The 13,536-nt window shown below is 65.5% G+C and carries 15 protein-coding genes; 5 read left to right on the top strand and 10 right to left on the bottom strand.

The window, feature by feature from the left end; all coding sequences use genetic code 11:
• Positions 1 to 106: 106 nt before the first annotated feature.
• The 7 genes from mltG to N2605_RS14545 form a co-directional block, all read right to left on the bottom strand.
• Positions 107 to 1,390 carry an endolytic transglycosylase MltG gene (mltG, locus tag N2605_RS14575; protein WP_036000702.1) on the bottom strand — a complete coding sequence of 428 codons (1,284 nt, stop codon included), beginning with the start codon at positions 1,388 to 1,390 and terminating at the stop codon, positions 107 to 109.
• 127 nt (positions 1,391 to 1,517) lie between these two features.
• Positions 1,518 to 2,783 (bottom strand): beta-ketoacyl-ACP synthase II, encoded by a 1,266-nt coding sequence (gene fabF / locus N2605_RS14570; RefSeq protein ID WP_260347134.1) that lies wholly within the window; start codon positions 2,781 to 2,783, stop codon positions 1,518 to 1,520.
• A gap of 108 nt (positions 2,784 to 2,891) precedes the next feature.
• Positions 2,892 to 3,131: an acyl carrier protein gene (locus N2605_RS14565; protein ID WP_008551805.1), complete on the bottom strand. Its 240-nt coding sequence runs from the start codon at positions 3,129 to 3,131 to the stop codon at positions 2,892 to 2,894.
• A 312-nt stretch (positions 3,132 to 3,443) separates the two neighbouring features.
• The gene (fabG, locus tag N2605_RS14560) at positions 3,444 to 4,181 is read right to left on the bottom strand and encodes a 3-oxoacyl-[acyl-carrier-protein] reductase (protein WP_025035827.1); all 738 of its coding nucleotides are present in this window, start codon (positions 4,179 to 4,181) and stop codon (positions 3,444 to 3,446) included.
• A gap of 12 nt (positions 4,182 to 4,193) precedes the next feature.
• Complete coding sequence (gene fabD / locus N2605_RS14555; protein ID WP_109144010.1) at positions 4,194 to 5,153, bottom strand: ACP S-malonyltransferase; 960 nt, start codon at positions 5,151 to 5,153, stop codon at positions 4,194 to 4,196.
• Positions 5,154 to 5,341: 188 nt separating this feature from the next.
• A complete protein-coding gene (locus N2605_RS14550; RefSeq protein WP_036034039.1) occupies positions 5,342 to 6,367 on the bottom strand; it encodes a fatty acid desaturase family protein in 1,026 nt (341 codons plus the stop codon).
• Between the two features lie 3 nt (positions 6,368 to 6,370).
• The gene (locus N2605_RS14545) at positions 6,371 to 7,075 is read right to left on the bottom strand and encodes a TetR/AcrR family transcriptional regulator C-terminal domain-containing protein (protein WP_036000718.1); all 705 of its coding nucleotides are present in this window, start codon (positions 7,073 to 7,075) and stop codon (positions 6,371 to 6,373) included.
• A gap of 349 nt (positions 7,076 to 7,424) precedes the next feature.
• Here N2605_RS14545 and rpsF point away from each other — a divergent pair, with 349 nt between their 5' ends.
• From rpsF to rplI, 4 genes are all read left to right on the top strand, one after another.
• Positions 7,425 to 7,892, top strand: a complete 468-nt coding sequence (gene rpsF / locus N2605_RS14540) for a 30S ribosomal protein S6 (protein WP_025035823.1) — start codon at positions 7,425 to 7,427, stop codon at positions 7,890 to 7,892.
• A gap of 5 nt (positions 7,893 to 7,897) precedes the next feature.
• The gene (rpsR, locus tag N2605_RS14535; protein WP_007592020.1) at positions 7,898 to 8,137 is read left to right on the top strand and encodes a 30S ribosomal protein S18; all 240 of its coding nucleotides are present in this window, start codon (positions 7,898 to 7,900) and stop codon (positions 8,135 to 8,137) included.
• A gap of 134 nt (positions 8,138 to 8,271) precedes the next feature.
• Positions 8,272 to 9,249: a DUF2232 domain-containing protein gene (locus tag N2605_RS14530; protein WP_057028958.1), complete on the top strand. Its 978-nt coding sequence runs from the start codon at positions 8,272 to 8,274 to the stop codon at positions 9,247 to 9,249.
• A gap of 51 nt (positions 9,250 to 9,300) precedes the next feature.
• Complete coding sequence (rplI, locus tag N2605_RS14525) at positions 9,301 to 9,900, top strand: 50S ribosomal protein L9 (RefSeq protein WP_036000730.1); 600 nt, start codon at positions 9,301 to 9,303, stop codon at positions 9,898 to 9,900.
• A 75-nt stretch (positions 9,901 to 9,975) separates the two neighbouring features.
• Here the strand turns inward: rplI and N2605_RS14520 are convergent, their stop codons facing one another.
• The 3 genes from N2605_RS14520 to N2605_RS14510 all read right to left on the bottom strand — a co-directional run bounded on the left by N2605_RS14520 (position 9,976) and on the right by N2605_RS14510 (position 12,010).
• Positions 9,976 to 10,443: a PaaI family thioesterase gene (locus N2605_RS14520; protein ID WP_225112259.1), complete on the bottom strand. Its 468-nt coding sequence runs from the start codon at positions 10,441 to 10,443 to the stop codon at positions 9,976 to 9,978.
• Positions 10,444 to 10,454: 11 nt separating this feature from the next.
• On the bottom strand, positions 10,455 to 11,051 hold the full coding sequence (locus N2605_RS14515) for a TetR/AcrR family transcriptional regulator (RefSeq protein WP_225112258.1): 597 nt from the start codon (positions 11,049 to 11,051) through the stop codon (positions 10,455 to 10,457).
• Positions 11,052 to 11,161: 110 nt separating this feature from the next.
• Complete coding sequence (locus tag N2605_RS14510; RefSeq protein ID WP_225112257.1) at positions 11,162 to 12,010, bottom strand: hypothetical protein; 849 nt, start codon at positions 12,008 to 12,010, stop codon at positions 11,162 to 11,164.
• Positions 12,011 to 12,285: 275 nt separating this feature from the next.
• On the opposite strand from N2605_RS14510, the gene N2605_RS14505 reads away from it, so the two are divergent.
• Entirely contained in the window at positions 12,286 to 13,536 is a 1,251-nt protein-coding gene (locus N2605_RS14505) for a cyclopropane fatty acid synthase (protein WP_225185928.1), read from the top strand.

The following is a 13,536-nucleotide window of genomic DNA, read 5'->3' as shown; positions in this document are numbered from 1 at the left end:
CTCCAGGAACACGGGATTCGCGAGGCTATCAAGCCACGCGAATCTTAAGACTATTTTGCCGGAAAGTGGAATCGGCAATGTCCGCAAGCCGATCTGCGCGCAAGACTCAGCGCTGAACCACCGGCGGCGAGCCCTGCACCGCGCCCTGCCGGGCCGGTGGGGGATTGGCTGGAGCAGCCGGGCGTGCTGCCGGCGGCCTCTTCTGCTGATTGGGCCGTGCCGGCGTGGCCGCGGTCGGCGCGTCGGCAGCGCCAGGCGCGGCAACGGCCGGCGGCTGCGCGTCCTCGGGCGGCTCGACCGTGTCGTTCTGGATCTGCTTCTCCATCGCGCGGAGCTTGGCGACGTTCTTCTGGTGCGCGTCGTAGGTTTCGGTGAAGGCATGCCCGCCGGTGCCGTCGGCGACGAAATAGAGGTCGCGGGTGCGGGCCGGGTTGGCGGCAGCTTCGAGCGAGGCGCGGCCCGGATTGGAGATCGGGCCCGGCGGCAGGCCGTCGATCACATAGGTGTTGTAGGGCGAGGGCTGCGTGATCTCGCTGCGTTTGATCGGCCGGCCCAGCGTTCCCTTGCCGCCGACGAGGCCGTAGATGATGGTCGGATCGGACTGCAGCTTGATCCGCTGCTTCAGCCGGTTGACGAACACCGCGGCGACGCGGCTGCGCTCGTCCGCCTTGCCGGTTTCCTTCTCGATGATGGACGCCAGCGTGACCAGCTGCTCCGGCGTCTTGACCGGAATGTCCTGATTGCGGCGCTCCCAGATCTCCGACAGCACACGCTTGTGCGCCTGCTGCATGCGCTGGACCACCTGCTCGCGCGGGGTGCCGCGCGGGAATTTGTAGGTCTCCGGGAGCAGCGTGCCTTCGCGCGGCAGCTCGCGCACGCTGCCGGTGAAGATGTCGTTGTCGGACAGCCGCGCCACGATCTGCTCGGAGGTCAGGCCTTCGGGAATCGTCACGGCGTGCTGCACCACCTTGCCCTCGACGATGGTGCCGATGACGTCGCGCAGCGAGGCGTTCTTCTGGAAGGAATACTCACCCGGCTTGAGGTCCGAGCTCGCCTTCAACGCGGCGACGCTGGCGATGAACACCCAGGGATTGACGTCAGTCACGCCTTCCCGGTTCAGCGTCTCGGCGATGTCGCGCTTGCCCGCACGCTGCGGGATGTTGACGATCTTGTCCTCCTTCAGCGGTCCGGGCGCCTCGAGCACCTGGCGGCCGTAATAATAGACGCCGCCGGCGCCGAGCATGGCGATCAGCAGAAGCGTGATGATGGCGTTGCCGACGACGACGAACGGATTGCGCGCGCGGTCCGACCGCTTGGGCGGCGGCGGAAGTTGCTCGGGCTCGAGCGCGGCCCGCGGACTCCGGGGTGAAATGGGCGGCCTTTCACTCATCGAAACAACCTGAATCCTGCCGGTTCAATAGCGGCCCGACAATCGCTTGCCCTGCCAAAAACGCACGCGCCCACGTCCATGACTATCGCCGAATACGGCAAAACGGTGGATTCGTCTCAAACACAAACTAACTGACTAGGCGCCGGACGATCACCGACGCATTGGTACCGCCAAAACCAAAAGAGTTCGACAACGCGACGTTGACCTCACGCTGCTTCGACTTGTGCGGCACGAGATCGATCGCGGTCTCGACCGACGGATTGTCGAGATTGATCGTCGGCGGCACGACATTATCGCGAATCGCCAGAATCGCGAAAATCGCTTCGATCGCACCGGCCGCGCCGAGCAGATGGCCGGTCGACGACTTGGTCGAGGACATCGCGACCTTGGAGGCGGCGTTGCCGAGCAGACGCTCGACCGCGCCGAGCTCGATCTCGTCGCCGAGCGGCGTCGAGGTCCCGTGCGCATTGATGTAATCGAGATCGGACGGCGTCAGCCCGGCACGCTTGAGCGCGGCCGACATGCTGCGGAAGCCGCCATCGCCGTCGGGCGACGGCGAGGTGATGTGATAGGCATCGCCCGACAGACCATAGCCGATCACCTCGGCATAGATCTTCGCGCCGCGCTGCCTGGCGTGCTCCAGCTCCTCCAGCACGAGGACGCCGGCTCCCTCGCCCATCACGAAGCCGTCGCGGTCCTTATCGTAGGGACGCGAGGCCTTTTCGGGAGTCTCGTTGAAACCGGTCGACAGCGCGCGCGCGGCGTTGAAGCCGGCGATGCCGATGCGGCTGATCGGCGACTCGGCGCCGCCCGCGACCATCACGTCGGCATCGCCCAGCGCGATCAGGCGGGCGGCATCGCCAACCGCATGCGCGCCGGTCGAGCATGCCGTGACCACCGAATGGTTCGGCCCCTTCAGCCCGTGCGCGATCGAGACGTAGCCGGAGGCGAGATTGATCAAGCGGCCGGGAATGAAGAACGGCGACACCCGGCGCGGCCCGCGCTCCTTCAGCAGGATCGCGGTATCGGCGATGCCGTTGAGGCCGCCGATGCCGGAGCCGATCATGGTGCCGGTCGCGCATTTGTCCTCTTCGGTCTCGGGATGCCAGTTGGCGTCGTCGAGCGCCTGACCGGCCGCGGCCATGCCGAAGATGATGAAGTCGTCGACCTTGCGCTGGTCCTTCGGCTCCATCCACTTGTCCGGATTGAAGCTGTCGTTCGAGCCGTCGCCGCGCACGACCGTGCAGGCGATCTTGGTCTGCAGATCGGAGACATCGAAGCTCTCGATCCTGCGCGCACCGCTTTCGCCGTTGAGGATGCGCTTCCAGGTCGGCTCGACGCCACAGCCGAGTGGCGAGACCATGCCGAGACCCGTGACGACAACCCGCCTCATATCCGAAAACTCCGCATCGAAAGATTCACGGCCAATAACAAGAAACCGGCTGACCGCTGCGAAGCGGCCCGTCCGGTTTCAATGTTGTCCCCGCGAAATTGAAGAGCCTTAGCTCTTCGCGTTCTTCTCGAGAAACTTCGTAGCGTCGCCGACGGTGAGAATCGTTTCCGCAGCGTCGTCCGGAATCTCGCAACCGAATTCCTCTTCGAACGCCATCACCAGCTCGACGGTATCCAGACTGTCGGCGCCGAGGTCGTCGATGAAGCTCGCGTTGTCGACAACCTTCTCGGGTTCAACACCAAGGTGTTCGACCACGATCTTCTTAACCCGCTCGCCAATGTCACTCATTGCTTAACCTCGTGTTGTTCCCTGTAGACCCGACCCCCCGGGACGATACGAGCCGTCGTGGTCGTTTGACTGCCTTCGCTTACGAACTTTGATTTGGCCCATCCTAACCGATGGAGGCCCCGGCGAACGACGGCCAAAGGCTCCGCATCGCCAATATACAGGGTTTCAAAAACCTGCAATGGCGTTCTTTGCCCATCCGTTGGAGGTCCGGTTATCATACTTCAATTGCCTTGACTACAAGCCTCATTTCGCTCCGGAAACGGCCGTTTGCCGCATGCCGCACCGCCGTGACAGGCGACGCGGCACGAGATGTCAGATCATGGCCATGCCGCCGTTGACGTGGATGGTCTGCCCGGTGACGTAGGCTGCTTCGTTCGAGCTCAGATAGACGGCGGCCGCTGCGATGTCCTCGGGCGTCCCCAGGCGGGCGGCCGGAACCTTGGTGAGAATCGTTTCGCGCTGCTTGTCGTTGAGCGCATCGGTCATCGGCGTCTTGATGAAGCCCGGCGCGATGCAGTTCGCGGTCACGCCACGCTTGGCGTATTCGGCCCCTAACGTCTTGATCATGCCGATCAGGCCGGCTTTCGACGCCGTATAATTGCCCTGCCCGGGATTGCCGGTGACGCCGACCACCGAGGTGATGGCGACGATGCGGCCGAAGCGCTTGCGCATCATCAGCTTGGTCGCGGCGCGCGCCAGGCGGAAGGTCGCGGTCAGATTGACGTTAATAACCTCGTCCCAGTCCTCGTCGCGAAGCTGCACGAAGAGATTGTCGCGCGTGATGCCGGCATTGGCGATGAGAATGTCGACCTGGCCCATCGCCGCTTCCGCAGCGGGCACCAGCGCCTCGACCTCATCGGCCTTGGAGAGATTGCAGGGCAGCACGTGGGCGCGCTCGCCGAGCTTGCCGGCAAGCTCGTCCAGCACCTCCTTGCGCGTCCCTGAAATGGCGACGGTGGCGCCCTGCGCGTGCAGCGCCTGCGCGATCGCGCCGCCAATGCCGCCGGTCGCGCCGGTGACGAGCGCCTTTCGGCCAGTCAGATCGAACATTGATGGACTCCTTTAAGCCTGCTTCGCAGCGGCCAATGCATCCTTGGCGGCGGCAATATCGTTCGGGCCGCCGACCGCAATGCCGACGGCACCGTCCGCGATACGCTTGACGAGACCGGTCAGCACCTTGCCGGCGCCGATCTCGAAGAAGCGGGTGACACCCTGCCCGGCCATGTAAGCCACCGACTCGCGCCAGCGCACCGTGCCGGTGACCTGCTCGACCAGGCGGCGGCGGATCTCGTCGGGATCGGTGATGGCGCTCGCCAGCACGTTCGACACCAGCGGGGCGGCCGGCGCCTTGATCGTAACCTTCGACAGCGCCTCCGCCATGGCATCCGCAGCCGGCTGCATCAACTTGCAATGGAACGGGGCGGACACCGGCAGCAGCATCGCGCGCTTGGCGCCCTTGGCCTTGGCGATCTCGACGGCGCGATCGACCGCAGCCTTGTCGCCGGAGACGACGACCTGGCCGCCGCCATTGTCGTTGGCGGCCTGGCAGACCTGCCCCTGCGCCGCCTCGCCCGCGACCTCCATGGCGGCCTCGTAGTCGAGACCGAGCAGCGCGGCCATCGCGCCGGCGCCGACCGGGACCGCCTTTTGCATTGCGAGACCGCGGGTGCGAAGCAGACGCGCGGTATCCGAAACCGTCAGGCTGCCGGCCGCCGCGAGCGCCGAATATTCACCGAGTGAGTGGCCGGCGACGAAGGCCGCGTCTCGTCCCACGGAAAAACCAGCCTCGGCCTCGAGCACGCGCAAGGTCGCGATAGACACGGCCATCAGCGCCGGCTGGGCGTTCTCGGTGAGTTGGAGAGTTTCGGCCGGACCTTCCCAGATGATGGCCGTCAGCTTCTCCCCGAGCGCGGCATCGACCTCGTCGAATACGGCGCGCGCCACCGGAAAGGCGTCGGCCAGGGCCTTGCCCATGCCGACAGCCTGGGAACCCTGCCCAGGAAATGTGAATGCAGCCGTCATCGGCGCTCCCTGCTGTCAGGCATGATCCCTGTTCTGAACCGGCAGCCGATTTACGCCCGGCCTTAGGCCGTGGTTCCTTGGGCCATGGTTCCGGATCATGCTCCAAAGGGGGCCGTAGACACCGTCCGGGGCCGCACTGTCAAGCCGAGACGGGAACTTGGAGCAGCATTCAACGGGGAATAAGCCCCTCAAAACCCGCCGGCGGTCTGGTTGGCATCGACGTCCGCTCCTGCCCGCGCTCGGCGCGCACTGTTCACCAGTTGCCCCGGCCGATCCTCGCGGTTCGGCTTTGCCGTGGCCAGCCGCAGCACCGAAGCGTAGTTCGGCTGCACTTCCATGCGATCGGCGTACCGGCTCGCACTCAGCAGCCGGTGCACCTTCGGCAGATTGTAGCAGGGCACGTAGAACAACAGATGATGCTCGAGGTGATAGTTCACGTAATACGGCGCGATGAACAGGCGCTCGAGAAAATTGGCATGCGTCGTGCGCGTGTTGCGCAAGGGGTCGCTGCTATCGGGGACGACGGCGTGCTCGGCGATATTGCGGATGCGGGTGATGACCATCATCCACGTCAAGAGCGGCACCAGCCAGAGCAGCGGATAGGCCCACCACACGCCGGCCGCGGCGAGCGCGGCAAACATGATCCCGTTGACCACACATTGCGGGCCGAGCATCTCCCAGAAATGCGCTGCGCGCTGCCGCCATGACCAGTCCTTTGGCCCGAGCGCGTTGAGCAACTGCGCCTTGCGCTGCTGGTAGCCGGTCTGCCCGGTGATGTCGCGGATGAACTTGCGGCGATAGCTCAACTTGGTGATCGGAAACGGCGCCGACAGCACGAGGTCGGGGTCGTCCTCCTGCTGGGTGCGCGCATGGTGCTGAAGGTGATAGCGCCGGTAGCTGCGCGTCTCCGCAAACAGCGGATAGGCGCAGAACCACTGGCTCAGCGTCAGATTGGTTTTCTCGTCGGCGGACAGGCAACCATGTGCGCCGTCATGCATCAGGATCGCAAGGCCGAGCTGGCGCGAGCCGATGATGGCGACGGCGAAGATATAGGTGAGCGGATTGGGCCACCACGCGACCAGCGCGATGGCTGCAATGATCAGCGTCCAGGCGTGCGCGATCAGCGCAGCGCCTTTCCACGTCGCGCGCTGGCGCACCTCGGCCAATTGATCGTCGGTCAGGAAATCGCGGGCACGCATGCGAAGCGCGGTCATGGCCTAACCCTTTCCATTGGAATTGTCGGATGCCTCGCGCGCCTCGACGAGACGCAGGCGGGCGGTGTCTTCAGTGGATTTCGCCTGCTCGCCCAGCACGCGCAGCATCTCGGCGCAGAGCGCCTCGGGCGAGCGGCCCATCGCGTAGCCCTCGAGAATGACGCCGATGGCGACGGCCCAGAACCGCCGCGAGCTTTCGTCGGGCGCGCGCAGCGAGCGCCAGCCGTGCCGCGCGACCTGCCCCGCATAAGCGCGCGTACCCTCGCTGTGCAGGCGCTCGATGGTACGCTCCACCAGTGGCGCGAGATCCTGGCGACGCCGCGTCAGCGTCAGCGCCTCGGCGAAGAAGGCGACCGAATCGCTCGCCGTCACCGTCTCGGCCAGCGCATGGGTGTATTCCCCGGGCGTGCGCGCCTTGAGCGCCGCCTGCTCGGTGGCCCGCGCCAGATACAACAGATCGCGGCAGGCGCATTCGACAAACAGCGCCTCCTTGGTGCGGAAGTAATAGGTGATCTGGCTCGGGAACGCGTCCGCGGCGGCCGCGATGTCGGTAATCGACGTGCCTGACAGCCCCCGCTCCCGAAACAGCGGGCTCGCAGCATCCAGGAGCAGTGACCGCATCTTGCGGCCGGCCGAGCGCGTCGCGCGCGCGGCGTGCTTGGGGTCGCCTGCCGCTTCGAGCGGCGCATCGGCCGACGCTTCTGCCATGGGATCCTCTTCGCTGATTTATTTGTATGTTATACAAACAAACAGATCAAGCCGAATCTTGGTATTGGAGGATGGGGTTCTTGTTCCCGTTGGAGGGGCGGACCGCTCGGCTTGAAAATGCCCCTCCACCTTGCAAAGCCGGCCAAAATCCGTATAAGGCGCCCATCCGCAGACCCCGGCCGGGAGCTGAACGGACGGTCTCAGCAAATCATTCGTGATTTTGGTGTGGCAGGGCCAGTCGGCCCGTCGTCCCGTGTTTCCGCCTTCTGAGCTTGATCCCAGAGTCCTTTCCGAAGGCCTCTTAAGGGTTTGACGCCGGGCGATGCGCCAACATGAGGAAAGGACGACCATGCCTCTTTACGAGCATGTTTTTCTCGCGCGTCAGGACGCGAGCCCGCAGCAGGTTGAAGAACTGACTGCGCAGATGACCGGTATCGTCGAAGGTCTCGGCGGCAAGATCACCAAGACCGAGAATTGGGGCGTGCGCTCCCTCACCTACCGCATGAACAAGAACCGCAAGGCGCACTTCGTGCTGCTCAACATCGACGCGCCGTCCGCGGCGATCGCCGAGATCGAGCGCCAGGAGCGCATCAGCGAAGACGTGATCCGCTATCTCAGCGTCCGCGTCGAGGAGCTCGAGGAAGGCCCCTCCGCGATGATGCGCAAGGCCGACCGTGATCGCGAGCGTGACGATCGCGGCGGTGGCTTCCGCGGCGAGCGTGAAGGCGGCTTCCGTGGCGACCGCGAGGGCGGTTTCCGCGGTGATCGCGGTCCGCGCCGTCCGCGCGACGAAGCTGAAACCACGGATGGGGAGTAAGAATCATGGCTGAAGCTGGTGCACGTCGCCCGTTTTTCCGTCGTCGCAAGAGCTGCCCGTTCACGGGCGCCAATGCTCCGAAGATCGACTACAAGGACTCTAAGCTCTTGATGCGTTACGTCTCCGAGCGCGGCAAGATCGTGCCGAGCCGCATCACCGCGGTGTCCGCGAAGAAGCAGCGTGAGCTCGCCCGCGCCATCAAGCGCGCGCGGTTCCTGGGCCTGTTGCCCTACGTCATTCGCTGATACGACCAATTCGACCGGTGGCGGCTAGCGCCGCCGGTCGCGACTTTTCGAACTCATAAGGCTTCCGGGTCGTCCGGTCGCCGATGGTTGGGGCAAGCGACGCCTCTAACCGCTCGAAGGGAGCGGGACAGCTGATGATGGCCTTTGGACTGATAGCCCTGATCGCCGGCGCTGCGTCGGCCCTGATGTTCGCCTCGATCATCTCGGGGGCGCTGATCGCGCTCGTCCTGTTCTATCTCGCTCCGCTCCCCCTGATGGTCGCCGCGATCGGCTGGGGCCCGCTTTGCGCGAGCATTGGTGGCATCGCCGCCGCGATCGGCCTCGGCGCCCTGTTCGGCCTGCCCTACTGCATCGCCTTCGCCGTCACCGTCGCGTTGCCGGCGTGGTGGCTCGGCCATCTCGTCCTGCTCGGACGTCAGGTGGGAAGCGCCGCGTCTGCCACCGGCACAGCGCCCTCCGCGGAGCCGGAGGTCGAGTGGTACCCGGTCGGCCGCATCCTGCTCTGGATTGCAGGCTTCGCGACGCTGACCACAATGGCCGCTTTGCTCACTCTCGGGACCGACGCGGAGACCATCACCGGCACGTTGCGCCGTGGCCTGACGCGCCTCCTGCGCGCCACCGACCCGCAAACTTCGGGCGAAGCCAGCCAGTTCGTCGACGCGCTGGTGCGCATCGCACCCGCCGCCGCCACGATTGCCGCGACGATGACGCTCACTCTCAACCTCTGGCTCAGCGCCAAGGTGACCGCGACGTCGGGCCGGCTGCGCCGTCCCTGGCCGGACCTCAAGACCACCGAGCTGCCGCAGATGACGCTGGTGGTGCTGTGCATCTCCCTCGCCTTCTGCTTCACCGGGGGGCTGCTTGGCATCGTGGCGCAGATCGCCACCGCCGCGCTGATGATGAGTTATGCGCTGGCCGGTTTCGCCGTATTGCATACGCTGACGCTCGCGCTGAACGGCCGCACGTTCTGGCTCGGCTCGACCTACGCCGCCGTGGTCGTGTTCGGATGGCCCGTGGTCGCGATGGTGATCCTTGGGCTTGCGGATGCCTTGTTCGGCTTGCGCGAACGCTTCCTGCGCAGCCGGCAGCCGCCGCCACTGCCTACACCTTGAGTTCAACCCCGAAACTGAAACCTTCGAGAGCACTTCAAAAGGAGAACGAATATGGAAGTCATTTTGCTGGAACGCGTCAACAAGCTCGGCCAGATGGGCGAAGTCGTGAAGGTTCGCGACGGCTACGCTCGCAATTTCCTGCTCAAGCGCGGCAAGGCGCTGCGCGCCACCGCCGACAACCGGGCCAAGTATGACGGCATGAAGGCCGAGCTCGAAGCGCGCAACCTCGCCTCGAAGGCCGAGGCGTCCAAGGTCGCCGAGAAGATCGAGGGCAAGAACATCATCGTGATCCGCCAGGCCTCGGAAGCCGGCCAGCTGTTCGGCTCGGTCAACGTGCGTGACATCGTGCTCGCGTTCGAAGCCGACGGCGTTTCGCTCGCCCGTCCGCAGATCCAGCTCGACGCGCCGATCAAGACCATCGGCAAGCACTCGATCACCGTTGCCGTTCATCCCGAAGTCGAGGTCGAGATCACCGTCACGGTTGCCCGCAGCCAGGACGAGGCCGAGCGCATCAACCGCGGCGAGGACATCTCGACCCGCAATGAGGATCGCGATGCGGCCGCCGAGGCGATCGCCGCCGCCGGCGAGTTCTTCGATCCGGAAGCCCAGCACGACGAGGTCGCGCCGGCGCCGGCTGCGGAAGAGAAGTAAGCAGCTCAACTCGTCATTCCGGGACGGTCCGCAAGACCAGACCCGGATGACGATCCCGATCAAAGCCCGGCTGCCTCACGCGGCCGGGCTTTTCGTATTGGCAGCGACGTCCTCGCTCAGCATCGCGATCGAGGCCAGCGCGGTGGCCGTATGCTTCTCGACGCCATCGCTGACGCAGAACACGTCGGCGGCGACCACCGCGACCTGGCGGCCCGGCTTGATCACCCGGGCGCGGCAGATCAGCTTCTCGCCGACCGCGGGCGACAACAGATTGAGCTTGTATTCCGCCGTCAGCGCCGGCTGGCCGCGCGACGTGGCGGCTGCGATCGTAGTGGCGTTGTCGACCAGGAAGGCGGTGACGCCGCCATGGAAGAAGCCGTGCTGCTGTAACAGCTCCGGCCGGCGCTCCACGGCGATGGTGCAGGTGCCGCGCGACAATTCGGAGAGCTCGGCGCCGACCAGGTTCATGAAACCCTGCCGGCCGATATTGGCGTGGATGCGCTCGGCAATCGGCGCAAATTCCGGATCAGCTTCGGCCCGCATGCGATCTCCCCTTATTGCTTGTTGATGCGATCGAACGGCCTCAGCGCACGATTGGCGCAGGCGATCAGCGTGTCCGCCTCGATGCGCGGATCGGTGCGCTCGCGACCCGACAGGAAGGCGCGGCAGAAGATCTGCGCCGGACCGATCAGCTGGCTGACGAACATCACCGGCGTCATCGGCAGAAGTTCGCCGCTTGCCACCAGCGGCGCGCGCCAGCGCTCAATGCCTTCGGCAAGCCGCGCATTCTGCGCCCGCTGGGCGTCGCGCACGTCTTCGCCCCACTCGCTGCGCGAGATCTCGAAGAGGTAGCGCGCCTCGCGCCGGCTGGTGACGACCCAGTCGAGATGCGCCCGGATCAGGCGATCGATGCCCTGCTCGGCATCGGGGCCGGGATCGAGCGCGGCCAGTATCGCGGCGTGATAGTGCCGCAGGACCTCCAGAAACAACGCACCGGCAAGTTCTTTCTTCGAACCGAAGACGTGGAAGAAGCTGCCGTTGGAAGCCCGCGCGCGGGTGCGGATCGCGGCCACCGTCGCGGCTTCGAAGCCGACGCGGTCGAACACGGCAAGGCCGGCCGCCAACAGATCGTCTCGTACGCTCGCCGTCATGGCGCCTCCTAGAGCAATACTCTAGAGTACTACTCTAATGGCGGTCAAGTCGATGCGAAGGCCGCGGATGGGCGCGGCCTTCGCATCGTCGATCGAAAGATCCGGGTGACTTAGCGCGAGATCGGCGGCACCGGCGGACCGGAGGACGCAGGCGCCGCCGGCGGCGGCGGGGCTGCAGCGGTCGCGGGCGGCGCCTGTTCCTGCGGCTTGGCCGCGGGAGCCGGCTCGGCAGGTTTCGGAGCAGCCTCTTCCACCGGCTTGGGCGCGGCCGGCTCAGCGGGCTTGGCGGCGGCTGGAGCGGCCGGCGTCACCTGCGGGACCGGATCGGGCCGCAGCGCCGGCGTCTCGCTGCGCGGCTCGACCTTGGCGCTGTCAGGCTTGACGGACTCCGGCTTCGGCTCGCTCTTCTTGTCGTCGGTCGCCGGCGCCGCGGCATCGACCTTCGGGGCTTCCTCCGTGCCGGGCTTGGCGCGCCGCTTGCCTTTGCGTGCCTCGGGCGCAGCCTCTCCCTCCGGCTTGGCACCCTCCTCGGCCGGCCGCGCCGCACGCTTCTGGCGCGTACCCTCGGCGGCAGGAGCAGCGCCCTCGCCTTCCGGCCTCGCGGCATCCTGCGCGCGCTGGCGTCGACCCTGTTGTTCAGGCGCGGCGCCGTCCTTCTTGGCGTCCTTGGCCTGATAGCGCGTGTCGGTGGCACCGTTCGAGATCAGATAGGCGGAGAGGACGCCCGCCATATCCGAACTCGTCGTGTAGTGCTGGCGCAGGAATCCCGGCAGCGAGCCGGGCGACACGGACTTCAGCAGCCCGCGCGGGCTCTTGTGGCAGACATTGCAGGTCTGCGAGAACAGCTGCGACGGGGTCTTGCCAGCCTCGAGGTTCGTCGCCTGCGCAAGAACGGAATTAGCCGCACCGAAGCCAATCAGAAGCAACACCGTCGCGAGGCTGAGCGCTCGGCTCGACATTCCCATCATCTCCGTTGAATTTCCGCAAATGCAGCCGGCATCCGGCGCGGCGGCGGTCACCTTTTAACCGATTGAGCCGCGAATGGAAGCAGGTCCGCGCGCAAGGATGTGATTAAGCGGTTTTCGAATATCTACTTTGAACACAGTGCAACTAGCGCAGCCGGAACCGGCTCGCTAGATTTGAATGCAAACGCATAGGAACCGCTGCGGCGCCTGGGCGTCAGTTATAAAGGCCGGGTAGTCGCATCTTTCGGGTTCGCTCGAGAGGATTGCCGATGGACCGTTTGTTGCGTCGATTTCTGTCCCAATTCATCCGCCGCGGGTCGTTGACGGTGACCAGCGCGAGCGGGTCGAAGTTCACCGTCGGCGACGGCTCCGGCGAGCCGGTCGCAGTCCGCTTCGTCACTGCGGACTCCGAGCGGAGGGTCCTCGTCAATCCCGAGCTGGGGCTGGGCGAGGCCTACATGAACGGCGAGTTCGTGGTCGAGCGCGGCACCATAGCTGATGCCCTCGCGATCCTGCTCGATCAACCCGACCCATTGCCGCAGTGGGCAAAGCCGTGGTGGCACCTGCGCTACCTGACGCGGCACCTCAAGCAGTTCAATCCCCGCCCGCGCTCCCGTCAAAACGTCGCTCATCATTACGATCTCGACGGCCGGCTCTATTCGCTCTTTCTCGATGCCGACAAGCAATATAGCTGCGCCTATTTCGAGACGCCCGAGATGTCGCTGGACGACGCGCAGCTTGCCAAGAAGCGGCACATCGCGGCGAAGCTTCTCGTCAGCAATGGCCAGCGCGTGCTCGACATCGGCTCCGGCTGGGGTGGCCTCGGGCTCTATCTCGCCGAGATCGCGAACGCCGACGTCACCGGCATCACGCTGTCGACTGAGCAGCTGGAGGTCGCCAATGCGCGCGCCGCCGAAAAGGGCCTGACGGGCTCGGCCAGATTCCAGCTCCAGGATTATCGCGACGTCGAAGGTACGTTCGACCGCATCGTCTCCGTCGGCATGTTCGAACATGTCGGGGCGAGATTCTACGACGCCTACTTCCAGCGCTGCGCCGAGCTGCTGAAGGAAGACGGCGTCATGCTGCTGCATTCGATCGGCCGTTCGCAGGGCCCGGATTCGACCAATCCCTGGATCGCCAAATACATCTTCCCCGGCGGCTACATCCCCGCGCTCTCGGAGGTGCTGCCGGCGATCGAGCGCGCGGGCCTGCTGGTCTGCGACATCGAGATTCTCCGCCTGCACTACGCCGAGACGCTGAAGGCCTGGCGCGAGCGGTTCATGGCGCGGCGCGAGGAAGCCGTGCAGCTCTACGACGAGCGCTTCGCCTTGATGTGGGAATTTTACCTCGCGGCCTGCGAGATGACGTTCCGCAAGCAAGCCATGATGAACTTCCAGATCCAGATCACCCGTCGCCAGGGCGTGGTGCCGATGACCCGCGATTATATCCCGCAGGAAGAAGCCCGGCTGCGGGCCCGGGAGGGCGCGGCCATGCCGAAGCTCAAGCTGGCTGGTGAATAG

Source organism: Bradyrhizobium yuanmingense (assembly GCF_025200905.1).
In the GTDB taxonomy this organism is placed as follows: domain Bacteria; phylum Pseudomonadota; class Alphaproteobacteria; order Rhizobiales; family Xanthobacteraceae; genus Bradyrhizobium; species Bradyrhizobium yuanmingense.
Note: the sequence above shows the minus strand (reverse complement) of the source record. Positions and strands in the feature narration are given on the sequence as shown.

Excerpts from the sequence above, each read along its gene's own strand:
- mltG (WP_036000702.1), bottom strand. The coding sequence starts at position 1,390 with ATGAGTGAAAGGCCGCCCATTTCACCCCGGAGTCCGCGGGCCGCGCTC.
- fabF (WP_260347134.1), bottom strand. The coding sequence starts at position 2,783 with ATGAGGCGGGTTGTCGTCACGGGTCTCGGCATGGTCTCGCCACTCGGC.
- N2605_RS14565 (WP_008551805.1), bottom strand. The coding sequence starts at position 3,131 with ATGAGTGACATTGGCGAGCGGGTTAAGAAGATCGTGGTCGAACACCTT.
- fabG (WP_025035827.1), bottom strand. The coding sequence starts at position 4,181 with ATGTTCGATCTGACTGGCCGAAAGGCGCTCGTCACCGGCGCGACCGGC.
- fabD (WP_109144010.1), bottom strand. The coding sequence starts at position 5,153 with ATGACGGCTGCATTCACATTTCCTGGGCAGGGTTCCCAGGCTGTCGGC.
- N2605_RS14550 (WP_036034039.1), bottom strand. The coding sequence starts at position 6,367 with ATGACCGCGCTTCGCATGCGTGCCCGCGATTTCCTGACCGACGATCAA.
- N2605_RS14545 (WP_036000718.1), bottom strand. The coding sequence starts at position 7,075 with ATGGCAGAAGCGTCGGCCGATGCGCCGCTCGAAGCGGCAGGCGACCCC.
- rpsF (WP_025035823.1), top strand. The coding sequence starts at position 7,425 with ATGCCTCTTTACGAGCATGTTTTTCTCGCGCGTCAGGACGCGAGCCCG.
- rpsR (WP_007592020.1), top strand. The coding sequence starts at position 7,898 with ATGGCTGAAGCTGGTGCACGTCGCCCGTTTTTCCGTCGTCGCAAGAGC.
- N2605_RS14530 (WP_057028958.1), top strand. The coding sequence starts at position 8,272 with ATGATGGCCTTTGGACTGATAGCCCTGATCGCCGGCGCTGCGTCGGCC.
- rplI (WP_036000730.1), top strand. The coding sequence starts at position 9,301 with ATGGAAGTCATTTTGCTGGAACGCGTCAACAAGCTCGGCCAGATGGGC.
- N2605_RS14520 (WP_225112259.1), bottom strand. The coding sequence starts at position 10,443 with ATGCGGGCCGAAGCTGATCCGGAATTTGCGCCGATTGCCGAGCGCATC.
- N2605_RS14515 (WP_225112258.1), bottom strand. The coding sequence starts at position 11,051 with ATGACGGCGAGCGTACGAGACGATCTGTTGGCGGCCGGCCTTGCCGTG.
- N2605_RS14510 (WP_225112257.1), bottom strand. The coding sequence starts at position 12,010 with ATGTCGAGCCGAGCGCTCAGCCTCGCGACGGTGTTGCTTCTGATTGGC.
- N2605_RS14505 (WP_225185928.1), top strand. The coding sequence starts at position 12,286 with ATGGACCGTTTGTTGCGTCGATTTCTGTCCCAATTCATCCGCCGCGGG.